General features: G+C 46.6%; 13 protein-coding genes and 1 pseudogene. 11 read left to right on the top strand and 3 right to left on the bottom strand.

Annotation, left to right across the window (positions count from 1 at the left end):
- Positions 1-2 precede the first annotated feature (2 nt).
- The 3 genes from D570_RS0107295 to D570_RS0107285 all read left to right on the top strand — a co-directional run bounded on the left by D570_RS0107295 (position 3) and on the right by D570_RS0107285 (position 3672).
- Positions 3-1424: an NAD(P)(+) transhydrogenase (Re/Si-specific) subunit beta gene (locus D570_RS0107295; RefSeq protein ID WP_018143736.1), complete on the top strand. Its 1422-nt coding sequence runs from the start codon at positions 3-5 to the stop codon at positions 1422-1424.
- A gap of 190 nt (positions 1425-1614) precedes the next feature.
- On the top strand, positions 1615-2226 hold the full coding sequence (locus D570_RS0107290) for a 50S ribosomal protein L25/general stress protein Ctc (RefSeq protein ID WP_018143735.1): 612 nt from the start codon (positions 1615-1617) through the stop codon (positions 2224-2226).
- 315 nt (positions 2227-2541) lie between these two features.
- Positions 2542-3672 carry a branched-chain amino acid aminotransferase gene (locus D570_RS0107285; protein WP_018143734.1) on the top strand — a complete coding sequence of 377 codons (1131 nt, stop codon included), beginning with the start codon at positions 2542-2544 and terminating at the stop codon, positions 3670-3672.
- Between the two features lie 429 nt (positions 3673-4101).
- Here D570_RS0107285 and D570_RS0107280 read toward each other — a convergent pair whose 3' ends face one another.
- The gene (locus D570_RS0107280; protein ID WP_018143733.1) at positions 4102-5376 is read right to left on the bottom strand and encodes an MFS transporter; all 1275 of its coding nucleotides are present in this window, start codon (positions 5374-5376) and stop codon (positions 4102-4104) included.
- Positions 5377-5589: 213 nt separating this feature from the next.
- Between D570_RS0107280 and D570_RS0107275 the strand changes: the two genes are divergently transcribed.
- From D570_RS0107275 to D570_RS0107265, 3 genes are all read left to right on the top strand, one after another.
- Entirely contained in the window at positions 5590-6297 is a 708-nt protein-coding gene (locus D570_RS0107275) for a TetR/AcrR family transcriptional regulator (protein ID WP_026181965.1), read from the top strand.
- Positions 6298-6480: 183 nt separating this feature from the next.
- A complete protein-coding gene (locus D570_RS0107270; protein WP_018143731.1) occupies positions 6481-8154 on the top strand; it encodes a DUF5605 domain-containing protein in 1674 nt (557 codons plus the stop codon).
- A 280-nt stretch (positions 8155-8434) separates the two neighbouring features.
- Positions 8435-9796, top strand: a complete 1362-nt coding sequence (locus D570_RS0107265) for an MFS transporter (protein WP_018143730.1) — start codon at positions 8435-8437, stop codon at positions 9794-9796.
- On the opposite strand, the gene D570_RS0107260 is transcribed toward D570_RS0107265, so the two are convergent.
- Positions 9783-10280 carry an EamA family transporter gene (locus D570_RS0107260; RefSeq protein WP_018143729.1) on the bottom strand — a complete coding sequence of 166 codons (498 nt, stop codon included), beginning with the start codon at positions 10278-10280 and terminating at the stop codon, positions 9783-9785. The two genes, D570_RS0107265 and D570_RS0107260, sit on opposite strands and share 14 nt — an antisense overlap.
- 35 nt (positions 10281-10315) lie before the next feature.
- Between D570_RS0107260 and D570_RS0107255 the strand changes: the two genes are divergently transcribed.
- The gene (locus D570_RS0107255) at positions 10316-11632 is read left to right on the top strand and encodes a hypothetical protein (protein ID WP_169331238.1); all 1317 of its coding nucleotides are present in this window, start codon (positions 10316-10318) and stop codon (positions 11630-11632) included.
- Between the two features lie 431 nt (positions 11633-12063).
- Here D570_RS0107255 and rpsT read toward each other — a convergent pair whose 3' ends face one another.
- Complete coding sequence (gene rpsT, locus D570_RS0107250; RefSeq protein ID WP_018143727.1) at positions 12064-12324, bottom strand: 30S ribosomal protein S20; 261 nt, start codon at positions 12322-12324, stop codon at positions 12064-12066.
- A 105-nt stretch (positions 12325-12429) separates the two neighbouring features.
- Between rpsT and lepA the strand changes: the two genes are divergently transcribed.
- The 4 genes and pseudogenes from lepA to D570_RS09760 all read left to right on the top strand — a co-directional run.
- Complete coding sequence (gene lepA / locus D570_RS0107245) at positions 12430-14310, top strand: translation elongation factor 4 (RefSeq protein ID WP_018143726.1); 1881 nt, start codon at positions 12430-12432, stop codon at positions 14308-14310.
- A gap of 35 nt (positions 14311-14345) precedes the next feature.
- Positions 14346-15524, top strand: coding sequence for a radical SAM family heme chaperone HemW (gene hemW / locus D570_RS0107240; RefSeq protein ID WP_033377115.1), 1179 nt, complete (start codon positions 14346-14348; stop codon positions 15522-15524).
- A gap of 250 nt (positions 15525-15774) precedes the next feature.
- Positions 15775-16608 carry a hypothetical protein gene (locus D570_RS09135; protein ID WP_018143724.1) on the top strand — a complete coding sequence of 278 codons (834 nt, stop codon included), beginning with the start codon at positions 15775-15777 and terminating at the stop codon, positions 16606-16608.
- A gap of 20 nt (positions 16609-16628) precedes the next feature.
- Positions 16629-17153, top strand: a pseudogene (locus D570_RS09760) (ATP-binding cassette domain-containing protein); the annotation flags it as partial.
- Positions 17154-17235: the final 82 nt, after the last annotated feature.

Below are 17235 nucleotides of genomic sequence, written 5' to 3'. Positions count from 1 at the left end.
GAATGACAACGAATACTTTGGAAATTATTACATGGTTCGTGTATGTGCTCAGCGCAGTGCTCTTCGTTATGGGTTTGCACTACATGAATTCACCGAAAACTGCGCGTAAGGGCAATATCGTTTCTGCGGTGGGCATGGTGATTGCCGTTGTTATGGCTTTTATCCACATGGCTTTTACAGGGGTGGAAAGCAGGACAGCTGTTGTTGTGCTCGTCGTCGGCATTGTCGTGGGCGCTGTGGCCGGTGTGTGGTCGGCGGTGAAGGTCAAGATGACCGATATGCCGCAGCTTGTTTCCGTATTTAACACCGTGGGTGGTGGAGCGGCAGCTTTGGTTGCACTGAACGATATTTTGACTGCGCCTGTGGCTGAGCTGGATGTAGTGTTGCTCATAACTGCAGGTTTGGGCGTTATCATCGGTGCTGTGACCTTTACCGGATCGCTGATTGCGGCTGGGAAGCTTCAAGGTGTGGTGCCGGGCAAGCCGATTGCCGTGAAGGGGCAGAATATCATCAATGTGGTGCTGATTGTGGCCACTTTTGCCTCTTTCATTATGCTGTGCGTGCAGCCTGAGGCACGCGTGCTGTGGAGCATCCTGACGGTGTTGCTGGCATGTGTCTACGGCGTGCTGTTTGTATTGCCAATTGGCGGGGCGGATATGCCGGTGGTGATTTCTGTGCTCAATGCGTGCACGGGTACGGCCGTAGCCATGAGTGGTTTGGCAATCGATAATGTGGCGCTTATTGTGGCCGGTGCTCTCGTGGGTTCGGCTGGCGTAACGCTGTCTATCTTGATGGCAAAGGCGATGAATAGGCCATTGATGTCTGTGCTTTTGGGCGGATTTGGCGATACCGGCGCTGCAGCAGGCGCGGGGGATAGCGTTCAGGGCTCTATGCGTGAAACTACGGCCGATGATGTGGCTGTGCAGCTCGTGTATGCAGATAAGGTCGTCTTTGTACCAGGCTTTGGTCTAGCTCAGGCGCAGGCTCAGCGTGAACTGGCGGATTTGGGACAGTTACTGGAGGCGCGTGGCATTGAAGTCTCCTATGCTATTCATCCGGTGGCCGGTCGTATGCCAGGTCATATGAATGTGTTGCTAGCTGAGGCGAATGTGCCTTACGAGCAGCTTATTGATTTGGATGATATCAATCCACAATTCCCATCCACATCGGTGTCCCTGGTCGTCGGTGCAAACGACGTCACCAATCCAGCAGCGCGCAAGCCAGGAACCGCAGTGTCAGGTATGCCAATTCTGGATGTGGACAAGTCGCAGAGCACGGTGGTTATTAAGCGTGGCCGCGGTCGTGGTTATGCGGGCATCGAAAATGAGCTTTATTTTGATCCTCATACCCAAATGTTGTTTGGCGATGCAAAAATGCAGCTTCAGGCAATTATTGCAGCCGTAAAGGAACTTATCGCAGAGTAGTCCCTTGTGCGCTGTCAGTGGAGGGGAAGAACGAGTTATGTGCGTTCTTCCCCTTTTCTGATGCGTATGCTATACTCGAAAAGTTGCTTTGGCGAGGGGAGTATTCCCGTAATCGACTTGGCCCATCAGAGAAATTCTTTTTCTCCTGCTGGTTTTCGAGTGTCCCAAAGCCAGAATTAAGGAGAATATTATGGCAGATATCACTTTAACTGGTGAAGTACGTGACGAATTTGGTAAGGGTGCAGCACGCCGTATGCGCGTAGCAAACCTCATTCCTGCAACCATTTATGCAGGTGGTACCGAACCAAGCTTCATCAAGCTTCCTGCAAAGGAAACAACTCTTGCTCTTCGTCGTACGAACGCTTTGTTCGAAATCAAGTTCGGCAACGAGTCCAAGATGGCAGTTGTGAAGGATATTCAGCGCAACCCAGTAAAGCGCACTGTAGAGCACGTGGACTTCTATGAGGTTGAAGCCGGCGAAAAGATCGTCGTCGAAGTACCAGTCTTCGTTGAAGGTACTCCAAAGGGCGCAGCAGTCGCATTCGTCGACATGCAGGAAATGTCCATTAAGGCTGATGTTGCAAATCTTCCAGAACGTATCGTTGTTTCTGTTGAAGGTTTGATGGACGGCGCAAAGATCCTCGTGAAGGATGTGGAGCTTCCTGAAGGCACTGAGCTCGCTATGGAAGACCTTGAAGAGCCAGTAGTTTCTGTAATGGTTCCTGAAGAAGAAGCTGCTCCTGCTGAGGATGCTTCTGCTGATGCAGAGGCTGCTCCAGCTGAGGCTCCAGCAGCGGAGTAAGTTCTTTCGTACATACATGCTGAGGTGGGATTTGCGCGGCGGTGCGAATCCCACTTTTGTTTTGTGTGAGAGCGCGGCTTCCCGGTAAGCGGATCTGGGGTGGTTTTTATTGTGACGTCTGAGCTTTTGGGCATTTTTGCCCGTCGTGATTTTGGGTGTATAGCCATCCATCCCAGCAGTTCTGGAAATAACGTAGTTTTCAGCAAACTTTCAATATTTGGAAAGTGGTAGATTTTGCCCAAGAGCTGTGTAAAGTATGTATCAGGCGTCACAAGCGCAGGAATACTGACATAATTCATAGTAATCGAGTAAATAATGACGAATTCAAATCATCATGATTCCACGTATATCAACTCTTTAGCAGAAAAGTTCACCGTCTTGCCTCACGATCATCGCGTTCCTGATGCAAAGCGTGAGCAGATGATTGACAAGCCTGCATTTGGACAAGTTTTTTCCGATTCCATGGCGCATATGACCTGGACGGAGGGCGAGGGCTGGTCGGATAGACGCGTGGAGCCTTACGGCCCACTGAAAATGGATCCCGGTGCATCCGTGCTCCATTATGCCCAAGAGATCTTCGAAGGACTCAAGACCTATCGTCATTCGGATGGATCGTTGTGGCTGTTCAGACCAGATGCCAATGCGGAGCGTTTCCAAAATTCGGCAACACGTCTGGCTTTGCCAACGTTGTCCGTGGATGATTTCATCGGATCGGTAGCTGCCGTTGCCTTGGCAGACCGTAACTGGGTGCCAAGCCGCCACGATTACACCTTGTACATGCGCCCATTCATGTTTGCTTCCGAATCCTTCTTGGGCGTACGCAAGGCGAAGGAAGTGGAGTACTGCGTCATTGCTTCGCCTTCTGGACCTTATTTCCCACAAGGTGTGAAGCCGGTAAGCATTTGGGTTGAGGATACTTATTTCCGCACCGGTCCTGGCGGCACAGGCTTTGCAAAGTGTGGTGGAAATTATTCTGCTTCCTTAATCGGCGAATACCGCGGCATCGATAACGGCTGCGAGCAGGTGTGCTTCGTGGATGCTGCGACGAAGACCTATCTGGAAGAATTGGGCGGAATGAACATGTTCACCGTGCACAAGGATGGACACCTTGAAACTCCAAGCTTGAACGGTAATATTCTTCCGGGTGTTACCCGTCGCTCCATCATCCAAATTGCACAGGATGAAGGTCACGATGTGGTCGAAAAGATGATTAAGCTGGACGATTTGCTTGAGGACATCAAGTCTGGTGAAATTACCGAAGTCTTCGCTTGCGGAACTGCTGCTATTGTTACACCAATCGGCCGCTTCAAGTCTGAAAAGTTCGACGTTGAGGTCAATGGCCAAGCAGTGGGCGAGTACACCGCTCACTTGCGTGAGCACCTCATGGGCATCCAGTGGGGCGAGGTTGAAGATAAGCACAATTGGATGTGGAAGATCACCGACTAGCGTGTGATTTTGAGTGCTTGGCTTGGCTGGCTTCGGCTGGGCTGGTGTTCTGGTTCTGGGCGAGCGGTTTGCTTGACTTGCGGGAGAAGCTTTTGGGCAGAAAAGCCCATCTCTGGGACTAAGTAGTGGCAAAGTGCGACTGAGAGTGGTCATTTTTGCCCAAAAGCTTGAAACCTACGCTGTCCCAACAAAACAACAACTCAAATTAAACACAGGTGAACGCTACCAAACGTAAATGAAGGGGTTTTCCCTCCTACGTACGACATTTATCTGGAGACGGATAAAGTCACATGTAGGAGGGAAAACCCCGTTTGGTTATCGGTGATCAATGCATCTCACCATTCATGGGGTAATATGCCCAAAGGCTACAGATGTACCAGCCACCAAGCACCACTCAGTCAGAAACTCCAAATGGGACCGCTGAATGGTTTAATTCACCTTCTTGATAAACAGAATGACAACAGCGCCAACCATAACAGCTACGATTGCAACAGGAAATACCAAGAAATATCCGCCGGTTATCACAACAATAGAAGACACGGCGATCGGTGCAATGACTTGGCCCAAAGTATTTGCAAGATTCAGGATACCTAGATCCTTTCCAGCTTCGTCAGGATTTGGCAAAACGTCCACGTTCAACGCCTGGTCCACGGCCATATAGATTCCATAACCAATTCCCATTAGTGCTGCATAGATAAACATGGACATCGCAGACTTGAGAATCCATGGCACGGCAATTCCAATTGCGATAATTGCTGAAGATACGAAAACAGGCATCTTTCGTTTACCAATTTTGTCAGAAATTGGTCCAGACGTTAACGATACAATCAACGAAACAATCATCGTAATGACTGCCATCGTCGACACGGTGGCGGCTGCTGTGGAATCATCTTGCCCAATATACTTCATGCACACATATAGCTGATAGCCCACAATCATGTTGTAGCCGAAAATAAGCAACAAACGCCCAACAAGAGCAAGATAAAAATCTCGAGCGCCCTTCATTGGCGGTCTAAATTGCACAAAAGTCTGCTTAAGACTGAATTTGGATGAACTTTCTGAAACATTTGGAAGCTCTTTTGGTAGCAAGAGAACGGTGCCAATTCCGCACAGAAACCAGCAAATTGTACCAATGAGGAAACCTGTCCGAGGGCTATTAATGAAAGCCGAACCAATGATAGTGCCCATGGATTGTCCAACAATCTGTCCAGCTCCATAAAATGCAGACATTGATCCACGATACTTTTGTGGAACACGATCCGACAAGATTGCAACGCAGGGTGCAATCATGCAATTTAGCCCAATTTGTAGTAAGGACCATGACGCCACGATTGTGACAAGAGTAGGAGAAATTGAGGTGAGATAAAAGCCAACCCCTGCAATTGGTCCACCTACGATAATCCAAGGGGTTCTTTTGCCAAATCTGCTGTGGGATGCATCCGATAAGGAACCAAAAATCACATTCGAAATCAAGGCAAAGATAATACCGATGGAATTCATCGTTCCTAGAATGGTTTCGCCTTGCCCGATTCCGAGCGTATTAAATCGAGCGGGTAATAGTACAGTGGAACCAATAGTTCCAGACATCATGAACACAATATTGAAGAAGATAAAACCAGCGCCAAATCTGCCTAAAGTTATTTTAGTTACTTGTTTGCCTGTATCCGGTGCCAGCTCTTCGGCAGTTATTAATTGACTAGCCATATAAAACACCTTCCTTGGTGCATCGATGAATAAAACTTCGTTGTTCCGGTTCTAGTTATTTGTTACCACTAGATAACTACATAAATTAGTTCTTAGTAACTTAACTGTCAAGGTGATGCAACTTTCGGTGTGTTGGTTGGAAATTCAGGCTTTTGTATACTTGTGTATGACATACTTATAACTCGGTAATTTCATTCGCAAGAGGGAGAAGACGTGGCTGTGCATCGGAAGAAGAGTGAGCAATTGGATGTACTGGACAAGGCAGCAATCACAGCTTTAATGTCTGAAAAAATACCGCAAAAACGCGCAACTGTTAAACGGATGAACGCAGAAGCTCGTTTAAATCAAATCATCGATATAGCAGTACGTCTTATTGGGCTTAAAGGATACCACGGTTTCTCTCTACAAGATATTGCAAGCGAGATAGGCATTACTCAGACTGCAGTGATTCATAGGGTTAAGAGTAAGCATAATTTACTTATCCTGGTGGTTGAGCGATATTATGACTTGTCGGGTGCAGAATCAGACTATCTCAGTCAATTTCGCGAGGGTGGCGCAAAATATGGCCAAAAGCCATGTATTCCAGCCATGCTTAGAGCTGTCGTTGAGCAAAATGTACAACAGCCAGAAATGGTAAGGCTCTTCCAAATGCTCAACACTGAGGCTATGTCATCAGAGCATCCGGCGCATCTGTATTTTGTGGAGCGCACTAAAGGTATGTGGAAAAACTTCCAGGCATTTGATTGGGCTGTACCAGATGGGGTAGATGCACTACTCGTTTACCAACTGGCCAACGCTGCGCTCTATGGGCTAGAAGGCCGATGGTTGGCCGATCCGGACAATGTGGACTATCATGACGAGTGGCTCAAATACGAGGAGTACCTCTTCCCAACGCCGCAGTGGGACAAATTCCGCGGCTAAATTCCCGCGTGTTGGATTTGTAGTTTTCTTGACTTTGATTTAAGTTACTACTTAGTAATAACAATACATGATATTTGTTTCGGGTCATGCAGTTATTACTTAGTAATGAAACACTTTGCTCCAAGCGATTATGTAACGTTGCAGCATTCATGGAGTGAAATGAGTTTTCGATGAGGAAGAATTATGAACTCGCAATTGCAAAAGATTGAGCAATATCGACCATTTGAACTCAATTTAACCGGAACTTCAGAAGGAAATCCCTACATATCGGTAAAGCTCAGTGCAATATTTAAGCATGAAGAATCTGGACAACAAGTAATAGTTCAAGGTTTTTACCGTGATCAGGGGAATTATTCTGTGCGTTTTATGCCTACGAAAGTAGGGACGTGGACTTATTTTGCTCAAAGTTCTGATCCTCAAATGGACGGAGTAAAGGGGTCAATTGAAGTAACGCCTGCAGTAGATGGGAATCATGGGCGCGTACTGCCTGCCTCAGATGTGCTTACTGGTGATGCTCGGAAGGCATATGGTCCAGAGCTCAGATACCGGTTCGTTTATGAGGACGGTACCGCATATCAGCCATTCGGCACAACGAGTTATGCGTGGATCAGCCACCCTGCAGAGCTACAGGAGCAGACGCTAGATACCTTGTCAAAGGCTCCTTTCAATAAAATACGCATGTGTATCTTCCCGAAATTCTATGATTTCAATCATGCGGATCCGTGGGCTTACGCATATCCGGGCTCACGTTTGGGCGGATTTGACCATTCGAGATTTAATGAAGAGTTCTTCTCTAATTTAGATGTCCGAATTGCTCAATTAGATGCATTAGGAATTCAAGCTGACATTATTTTGTTGCATCCCTACGATAAGCCTGACTGGGGTTTTAGCAAAATGGCCAAAGCTGAGGATGAAATGTATCTGGCGTATATGGCTCGCCGGTACAGTGCATACAAAAACGTGTGGTGGTCTTTAGCAAATGAGTATGATCTCATGCCACAGAAATCCTTGGAAGATTGGAGGGAATACGCCCGGGTAATCATGGCAAATGATGCTTTTGGGCATTTACGCTCAATTCATAATTGCATTCCTATCTATGATTACAACGAACCTTGGTGCACACATTGCTCAATCCAGCGTGTAGACGTTACCAGAACGACAGAATGCATTGAGGACTGGCGCAAGGCTTATGGAAAACCTGTGATTTGTGATGAGGCTGGCTATGAAGGCAACATTTACTGGGGTTGGGGTAATTTGACGGGCCAGGAATTGATTCGCCGCTTCTGGGAAGGTGCCATGCGTGGGGGATATGTGACACATGGTGAAACTTTCATCTATGATGAAGAGTCTCATATCCAATCTTGTTCAGACTTGGGCAACTTTGCCCAGAGTCAGGATGATACGGAAGACGTTGGTAAAAACGATGGTCACATTTGGTGGGCTCATGGGGGAAAGCTTCATGGAGAATCTCCGGAGCGTATCGCCTTTATGCGTTCAATTTTTGCAGAAATGCCTGCTGATACAACGCCACTCAATGCTGAACTGGACGTAAAAAATGCGTGGCCTATTGCACATCCTGTGGATGGGAAAGTCGCGGTTTCTCCTGCTCTTGAAAAGGCTGCTCAATATTGGGACGTACCTGTGTTACGCAGCGGTGATGACTATCAACTGATCTATTTTGGATGGTATAGGCCAAAATATCGAAATATTCCACTGCCTATAGGACAGAGTTACCAGGTTGATGTTATTGATACGTGGAATATGACGACGAATACGATGCCAGGAATTTACCAAAATTGTGTACGGGTGGACCTTGGTAGGCAATATATGGCGGTGCAAATTCGCAAGGTTAAGTAAATCCTAGATATGCTATTGAATTACAGTCGTTCTTTGATTGTTCATTGACTTTTTTGCCCAAAAGATAGCTTCGCTAATCATTCGACAGCACAATCACGTCTGAAATATCAGCGCTCTACTTAGATGGTGGAGTGATTGTGGAAGCAATCATGCTTTTGGGCAAAATAGTCCACCTGCTACTGATAAACAGCAGGCGATTATCCCTCCAATGGTCACTTTTGCCCAAACGCTGCACATCTCACAAATTACAGATTAAGATCAAAGCTTCACAAGGAAAACCATGCCTAAAAATGCCCAAAATACGTCGCGCCTCACGTTTCTCAGCAAATTCGCCTTCGGAATGGGCGATTTCTGGACGTCAATTGGCAATATCGCGATGGCCACGTATCTCACGATGTTTTACACCGATGTAGTCCAGTTCTCGCCTTCGATTGTCGCCTTCATGCTACTCATAGTGAGGATAATCGTAGCGTTCTGGGATCTAACAGTCGGAATTCTAGTCGATCAAACTCACTCAAAATGGGGTAAAGCACGCCCATGGATGCTCGTAGGTGGCGTACTCTACGGAGTGGCATTTTTATTCCTGTTTCTTAATCCATTTGGCAATTCTGCCCTCGGTATTGTCTACGCTTGGACTGTTTATACTCTTGTCAATATCACGTATTCCACAGTGAACGTTTCTTATGCTTCTTTGACGTCGCTCTTAACTCCAGATTCAAATGAAAAAACGAAGCTCAATATTTATCGCATGACAATTGCAAATGTGGGCGCCATGCTCGTATATATTTTGGCAATGCCTGTCATCAATTCCTTTGACGGTACAGCAGCTGGCTGGAGTATATTCTTTGGAACCATTTCCGTATTGATTCCGTTTGGGTACTGGTTTACTTTTCGTAATACGCACGAAGTTAACACGGAAAAGATGGTCACTCATCATTTTTCAGCCAAAATTCCCATTTCTCGTCATTTCAAAGCTCTTATGCACAATAAATATTGGTGGTTGACGCTTGGCTTGAATTTTGCCTTGTGGATTTATAACGGAGTTGCCAATGGAATGGCGGCATATATCGCCAAATATGTGCTCGGCGACTCAAATCTAACTGCAGTGATTGGCTTAGCCACAGTTATTCCCATGGTAATAGGCCTCCCTTTCGCGGGAAGTCTTGTTGAAAGATTTGGGAAGCGCAATTCTTCCCTTTTAGGCTTACTGTTAGTGGCCATCGGAAGCCTCATAGTTTTTGTGAATCCAAACAATTTATGGGTATTTTTCTTCTCCATAATTGTAAGAATGATAGGAATCATACCGATGAACGCCTCTCTCAACGCAATGAGTGGAGATGTCGTGGAATTTGGGCATTTGCAAAATGGGATTCGTTCAGACGGTATTGTTTTTAGCTCGTCAAGCTTCTCAATGAAAATTGCGATGGGAGTTTCATCGGCAGCAATTGCGTGGATTCTTAGCGTAAGCGGTTACAATAGTGCACAAAATACCCAAAGTGCGTTCACACTTTCAGCAATGGTTAATACATTCGTTTGGATACCGATTGCGATGGTTGTTATCATGGCCGTGCTCTTATATTTCTATGACCTTGATAAGCGAATCAGAACATTAGATACTGCTCAGCAGTCTACAAAACCATAAGCAAAGTTCCAGCCCCAATAAGAATGGAACCTATGGCTGTTTTAATCGTAAATTCTTCATGTAAGAAAATGACTGCAAGAATTATCGTGATGATTACGCTCAATTTATCGATGGCAACGACACCTGTAGTTTGACCCATTTGCAAAGCTGCAAAGTAACAAAGCCATGATGCACCGGTTGCCAAGCCAGATAAGATGAGGAAAATCCAGCTTTTTCGTGAGATTGTAGAAATGTCTGTATGCGAACCGGTGATGAATACCATTCCCCAAGCCATTGCAAGGACCACTATGGTGCGCAACGCTGTTGCAAGCGTAGAATCAACACCGGTTATACCGATTTTGGCGAAGATAGATGTTAGTGCCGCAAAGAGAGATGACAAAAGTGCTAAAAATATCCACATGCTGTCATCATCTTCCTGCGGGTTGACAAGTAGGGAAATTTGGCGTGCAGGGGAGTTAAGTAGATTTTGAGCAAAATTGGCCATCAAAGACTGGCTTCTTGACTCCTATATCCCTCGTCATGGGTATTCCTGCTCAAAAGCTAGATTCTTCCAACTTTTCAGCAGTTCGTTTCTCCATGAGAACTATCCACATTCGTAAACAATCTCAGCTCAGATCGACTTCTAAACTCTGTTGGAATCAAAATGTTGATATGTATGATTCCAACAAAACGCAGATTGCAATATCTCATCCAAGCGACCGAAACCTCAAACGTCGGCTTGCTCGTCAAAAGACAAGGGGAGAAGTCTTTGAACCATTGAAAGGCTACTTTGTGCGCTCAGACCGCTGGAATGCGATGAGCAAATCCACCCGAGGCCTGTCCATTATCTATGCGCTTGCAATTGCCCACCCAAATTGGCCACTCATGTGTATCTCAGCCGCCGCTGTTTTTGGCGTTTTGGTTCCGTATCGTCGTCTCTACGAAAAAATTCACTTTGCTACGGACCTCCACACAACCACACATGCAAGAAAAAATACACCGTCTTACTTTCATTACATCGCAAATTCGAGGCCTGCCGAATCTCATGAACTTGTTTCACGAGGAAAAATCGACATGAGCATTAGTGAGGATCCACAGAGTTTGGCTACGACCTACAAACCTATTAATGAGGTAGTGGGAATTTGCAATGGAATTTTGGTGACTTCTCCAATGCAAACAATTTTTGACTGTTTGCGGATGCTTCCATTCGACTATGCGTTGCCTATCTGCGATGTTTTATCACGTCTTTTTTCTATAAGTTATGAAGAAATTTTGGGCTTTTGTTCAAAACGCAGAAATCACTGGAGAGTGAGTTTGGTCAGATATAGATGTAAATTTATCGATCCTAAATCAGAGAACTTCGCAGAATCATTGGCTCGCGCGCGAATGATTTCTGCTGGTTTTGTGGTACCCAAGTTGCAAGTTGAATTTCGAAATCCGTTCGCCCATCTTCATCCAAAAAACTCTTCGACATTCCAAACTTCACACGTTCTTCGTACCGACTTTGTATGGAATCAACAAGATAAATCAAGTGGAATGCCATTGATTATCGCAGAACTGGATGGAAGAGGTAAATATTGTGACCCAACCATGCTTAAGTCTCAAAATGCCTCAGATGGAGTAGATGTTTTATTACGTCAGCATGATCGTGAGAACGCCTTACTTCTATTGGGCGCTGTAATAATCAGATTCCAATCCAGCGAATCTTTTTACAACAGAGGCAAAGCGATGCTGTCCAAGCTCGGAATTGCGGGAGTTCCAAAAGTACGAAGATCTGAGCAGTCTAAACGTGCAAGGCTACTTTTACCACAGCTTGGACATCGAATTTTGCATAAGTTATTACGTGTGGGTATTTGAGGGTGTTATTCGGAGCGGTTACAAGGGCAATATAGGTAGGTGTCTTTTTTTTTGAGAGTTTTCGCTTATGCTTTTGAGCAAAAATGCCCATCAATTTAGAATGCATCACTTGATATCGTCTTGAATGCGGTACTTTTTGCTCAAACCTTTGGTATGAGCGCTGTTTGCGTTACAGCCCCGACTATTCTAAACAATCGTACGCAGCTTTTGGGCAATTTTGCCCGTGAATTGTGTAAACAACTGACCAAATCGACAGCAATGCGGCCATTTCAGCCCAAAAGCTGCACGACGCTCAACCGATCACAACAATTTGCAGCCCGCCTCACCATCCGCAAGCTCTAGAAACGCTCTAGAAACACAAAACCGCGCACATGTCACAAGGACAAGATGCGCGGTTTCTAAGCTAAAAGGCTTATGCTTTGCAGATCAGCTTACATTGCGTTGATTGCAAGAGCCAAAGCAGACTTACGATTAGCTGCCTGATTCTTGTGAATTACGCCACGACCAGCTGCCTTGTCGAGCTTCTGGGAAGCTGCAGCAAATGCCTCAACAGCTGCTGCCTTGTCGCCTGCAGCAATTGCTTCGCGAGTAGTACGAATTGTGTTCTTCAGTTGGCTCTTGAAAGCTACATTACGCTTATGAGCCTTCTCATTGGTGAGAATGCGCTTCTTCTGCGACTTAATATTTGCCACTTTTATTTCTCCAAACGTTTGTTACACGGCATACAGGTCACAATCATACCATGAATCATGTAGAATTGGGTGCAGTTAAGGAATGTTACATCAAGGAAGTTAATAATGCCTCATGCAATGGCTCAAAATCAGCCAGGTTCAACCGATCAATCATTGATTCGTAATTTTTGCATTATTGCCCACATTGACCATGGTAAGTCTACCGTTGCCGATCGAATTTTGCAGCTCAGCGGCATTGTCGAGCAGCGTGAGATGCGTGACCGGTTCTTGGATCGCATGGATATTGAGCAAGAGCGCGGAATTACAATTAAGTCTCAGGCTGTGCGAGTTCCATGGACAGTAGACGGCACGGAATACACTTTGGGCATGATTGACACACCAGGTCACGTTGATTTCTCTTATGAAGTTTCGCGATCCCTGGCTGCATGCGAGGGCGCAGTACTCCTCGTTGATGCTACGCAAGGCATTGAAGCCCAAACCTTGTCAAACCTTTATATGGCCATTGATCACGATTTGGCAATTATTCCTGTCCTCAACAAAATTGACTTACCAAGTGCTGATCCTGACAAACATGCTGAAGAGATTGCAGGTCTTCTGGGCATTGACCCTAGCGAAGTGTTACGCGTTTCAGGCAAGACGGGTGCAGGAGTGGACGAATTGCTCAATCGTATCGTTCAAGAAATTCCAGCACCTCAAGGCCAAAGTAATGGCAAGGCTCGAGCACTTATTTTTGATTCCGTTTACGATTCATACCGTGGTATCGTTACCTATATTCGTATGGTTGATGGTGAGCTAAAAAGCCGTCAAAAAATCCGCATGATGGGTTTGGGCACGGTTCATGATCCCATTGAATTGGGCGTAATCAGCCCAGAAATGCAACCTACGAAGGCATTGGGTGCCGGCGAGGTTGGATACATCATTACCGGCGTGAAGGACGTAAGTCAATCCAAGGTCGGCGATACGATTACGGCGGAAGCTGACCCTGCAGATGAGCCTTTAGATGGTTATCGAGATCCTCAGCCGATGGTTTACGCTGGCCTGTTTCCTATTGATAACGCACAATTCCCTGATTTGAGGGATGCGTTAGATAAGCTCAAACTTAACGATGCTGCATTGGTTTATGAACCGGAGACTTCGGTGGCGTTGGGATTTGGCTTCCGTTGTGGATTCTTGGGCCTTCTTCATATGGAGATTGTCTCGGAACGTTTGCGCCGCGAGTTTGGGCTCGATTTGATTTCGACTGCGCCATCCGTAACTTACGATGTGACGATGGAAGACCGAAGCGTGCATCACGTAACGAATCCTAGCGAATTCCCAGAGGGAAAGGTTCGTTCGGTCGTGGAACCTATGGTGTCTGCTGACATTATTTGCCCAAAGGAATTCATCGGCTCTGTCATGGAATTGTGCCAGGACCATCGTGGAAACATGGGGACTATGGAATACATTTCTCCAGAACGTGTGGAAATGCATTACACCATGCCGCTTGCGGAGATCGTTTTTGACTTCTTCGACCAGCTCAAAAGCCGTACAAAGGGTTACGCCAGCTTGGATTATCACGAGTCAGGCGAGCAGACGGCTGATCTGGTGAAGGTCGACATTTTGATTCAAGGTGAAACAGTAGATGCTTTTAGCGCAATTGTCCATCGTGATAAGGCATATTCTTACGGTGTCATGATGACTAAAAAGTTGCGTGAATTGATTCCCCGTCAGCAATTTGAGATCCCTATTCAGGCAGCAATTGGTTCACGCATCATCGCGCGCGAAACGATTCGTGCTTTGCGTAAGGATGTTTTGGCGAAGTGCTACGGCGGCGATATCACGCGTAAGCGCAAGCTGCTCGAAAAGCAGAAGGCTGGTAAGAAGCGTATGAAGATGCTGGGGCATGTGGAGGTTCCGCAAGAGGCATTTATCGCGGCGCTTTCAACCGATGAACCGACCGATAGGGATACTAAGGATAAAATTCGCGCTGCTCAAAAGGCCAATTAAAGCTTTTGGGCAAAAATGCCACCTATGGAGTAGCTATGAACCAGCAAACACCTTTCGAGATATACGTCCATGTCCCTTTTTGCCTAAAACGTTGTGGGTACTGTGATTTCAACACCTACACGGCTACCAACTTAGGTGGAGGCGTTAGCAGGTCCAGCTACGCCGACATGGTTATTGATGAGCTCAGCCTTGTCAAAATTTGGCAAGAAGAGCATGGCATTATCGAACCGCCGGCTCATACAATTTTCTTTGGTGGTGGAACGCCAACAATCCTTGCGCCAGAGGATTTGGTGAAAATCGTTCTTCATATTCGGAATACCTGGGGAATTGAGGAAAATGCCGAAATTACCACGGAAGCTAATCCAGACACGGTGGATTACGATTATCTGTCAACTCTTCGTGACGGGGGTTTCAATCGAATTTCATTTGGAATGCAATCGGCTGTTCCGCATGTTTTGCGCACTTTGGACCGTACTCATGATCAGAAGAACGTCATGTTAAATGTCAAAAATGCCCAAAAACTGAATTTACGTTCAAGCGTTGATTTGATCTATGGCACGCCAGGAGAAAGCCTCGACGACTGGCGTCAGTCCGTGCAAGCAGCGCTGGATTTGGACGTTAAGCATATTTCCGCGTATGCCTTGTCTCTTGAGCCAACAACGAAAATGGGGCGGATGATTGCAGCGGGAAAACTTGCCCAAACCGATGACGATGATGAGGCTGCAAAATACGAAATTGCTGATGAAATGTTTGAAAATGCAGGTTTACGCTGGTATGAGGTGTCCAATTGGTCACGCCCTGGTTACGAATCGGAGCATAACCTAGGATATTGGCGCAACGTCGATTGGGCCGGAGTAGGACCAGGTGCACATTCGCATTACAACCGCCCACGTATCCGGTCTTGGGACATGCATCACCCAAAGATTTGGGGCCAAAGTGTGCAAAAGAAAACCATTCCTTGGTCTGGGAGTGAACAGCTTGACGACACCATGAACCTTGAAGAGCTTGCAATCCTTGGGCTACGCATGCGTGAGGGGCTCAATATTTCGTCTTTCGAGAGGACTGCGGGACAAACTATTCCTGAAGTCACTCTTGCCGAATTTGTGCGCGAAGGGCTAGCGACTATAGAAAACGGCAATATCGTTGCTACGCGTAGAGGTCGGCTTCTCAATGATTCAATGATTGCGCAGGTGCTTGCTGCAGTGGGGAAGTAGAGGCGTGCTGGAAGCGAACAGGGCGCACACCTGTGACTACTTTCTTTGGTTCCTAATCTTTTGGGCAAAAATACCCATCTATATACCTTAAAATTCTGAATATCGAGTAGCCCACGGGCAAAACTGCCCAAAATCAAAATAAATCTCAGTAAACCACCCATAAGTCAAGGTTTCATGGCTATACTAGGTGCAGGTTATATCAGTACCATCTTCAGATCTCGGAAGACAGCTGATGCATAAAGGAGTGAATATGGCTAATAGAGCAGAGCGTCGTGCTCAGGCAAAACGTCAACGTCGCGGACAGGCGGAACCGCAGCAAGGCATGACCCGGTCTCGTTCGGGACTTCTCGATGAGACATCGCTGCAAGAGCGTTCTGTGCGATTAAACAATAAGTCACGCGGTGAATGGAAGCCATCAAGCTCTACACTCCAAGCCGAAGATGAATCTTTCGAAGAAATTCCTTCTGCCGATCCTAAATTAAGTGCAGCTAGCGCAGACGTAAAAGCAGCGAAAAAAGAGCGTCGACTGCGTGAGCGTGCGTTGAAAGAACTTGCTCGTCAAGAAGAAGAGCAAGAAAAAGAAGCTCGTGCTCAAGCTAAGCACCCAGCATTTGCTCGTTCCCCTCGTTGGTGGGTCAGCTTGGCCTCGTGGATTATTGCGGGCCTTGCAATTATCGCCGAAATTGTGCTCGCAGTCTTACATGCCCCGGCATTCAGCTATGCAATTCCAGCCGCTGTTTTCGCTATCGCTTTGATCGTGCTTGCGGTCCTAGCGCGCATGGAACCAACGAATTATTATGAGGAGCTTGCGCGTCAGGATCGTATGGATGACATTCGCCAGGCTCAGCAAGGAAGCTATCGCAAGCCTCGTGCTCATACACTGAGCTGGTGGGTGCGCGTATTGAATTGGATTCTCATCGTAGCAGCAGCTGGAGCCTTCCTCTCCTTGCTTTTCTGGACACCAAACACATGGGTTATCATGGGAATTGCGATTGCTTTTGGCGTCGGTGTGCTGAATCTTTTCATTATTGCCCGACCATCCGATGAAAACCCACATTTGGACCAATACGGCACGGCTATCTAAATACACATACAATAAATTCCATGGGTAATGCTGTGGAATTTAACGATGTTCTTTTCCGACGTCAGCGCAGGACAATCCTCGCTGACGTCAATTGGTTTGTGGGCGAAGGCGAGAAATGGATAGTGTTTGGGCCGAATGGCATCGGCAAATCCACTCTAATCTCCATGATGGCTACCCGACTCTTCCCAACGCAGGGAAGCGTAGAAATACTCGGGAATCGTCTAGGAAAAGTTAATGTTTTCAGCTATCGAAAGCGTATTGGACTCGCTTCAAACGCGCTCAATCGTCAATTTCAGCCGACTGAAGATCCGCTAGATGCTATCGTTTCGGCGGTAGAATCACGAATGGGCAACAATCGTGACAATTACAGCACCGAGCACTACGAATACGCACGCATGCTCATGCGTAGATATGGGGTCGAATACCTTGCTGGCAAGCAAATGTACAAGCTTTCTGAAGGAGAGCGGACGCGTGTGGGTATTTGCCGTGCGTTGATGACTGATCCGGAATTGCTCATTTTGGATGAGCCGACAACTGGGTTGGATTTGGGTGGCCGCGAGCTGGTAGTCAACGCATTACACGAATTGGCGCAAAAGGATAAGGATAGGACCGTCATTCTGGTGACGC

The sequence above is a fragment of the Alloscardovia criceti DSM 17774 genome (assembly GCF_000376885.1).
In the GTDB taxonomy this organism is placed as follows: Bacteria; Actinomycetota; Actinomycetes; order Actinomycetales; family Bifidobacteriaceae; genus Alloscardovia; species Alloscardovia criceti.
Note: the sequence above shows the minus strand (reverse complement) of the source record. Positions and strands in the feature narration are given on the sequence as shown.

Bases quoted from the DNA above. Each gene is read 5' to 3' on its own strand.
- D570_RS0107270 (WP_018143731.1), top strand. From the start codon at position 6,481: ATGAACTCGCAATTGCAAAAGATTGAGCAATATCGACCATTTGAACTC.
- lepA (WP_018143726.1), top strand. From the start codon at position 12,430: ATGCCTCATGCAATGGCTCAAAATCAGCCAGGTTCAACCGATCAATCA.
- D570_RS0107285 (WP_018143734.1), top strand. From the start codon at position 2,542: ATGACGAATTCAAATCATCATGATTCCACGTATATCAACTCTTTAGCA.
- D570_RS0107260 (WP_018143729.1), bottom strand. From the start codon at position 10,280: ATGGCCAATTTTGCTCAAAATCTACTTAACTCCCCTGCACGCCAAATT.
- D570_RS09135 (WP_018143724.1), top strand. From the start codon at position 15,775: ATGGCTAATAGAGCAGAGCGTCGTGCTCAGGCAAAACGTCAACGTCGC.
- D570_RS0107255 (WP_169331238.1), top strand. From the start codon at position 10,316: ATGGGTATTCCTGCTCAAAAGCTAGATTCTTCCAACTTTTCAGCAGTT.
- D570_RS0107280 (WP_018143733.1), bottom strand. From the start codon at position 5,376: ATGGCTAGTCAATTAATAACTGCCGAAGAGCTGGCACCGGATACAGGC.
- D570_RS0107265 (WP_018143730.1), top strand. From the start codon at position 8,435: ATGCCTAAAAATGCCCAAAATACGTCGCGCCTCACGTTTCTCAGCAAA.
- D570_RS0107295 (WP_018143736.1), top strand. From the start codon at position 3: ATGACAACGAATACTTTGGAAATTATTACATGGTTCGTGTATGTGCTC.
- D570_RS0107290 (WP_018143735.1), top strand. From the start codon at position 1,615: ATGGCAGATATCACTTTAACTGGTGAAGTACGTGACGAATTTGGTAAG.
- hemW (WP_033377115.1), top strand. From the start codon at position 14,346: ATGAACCAGCAAACACCTTTCGAGATATACGTCCATGTCCCTTTTTGC.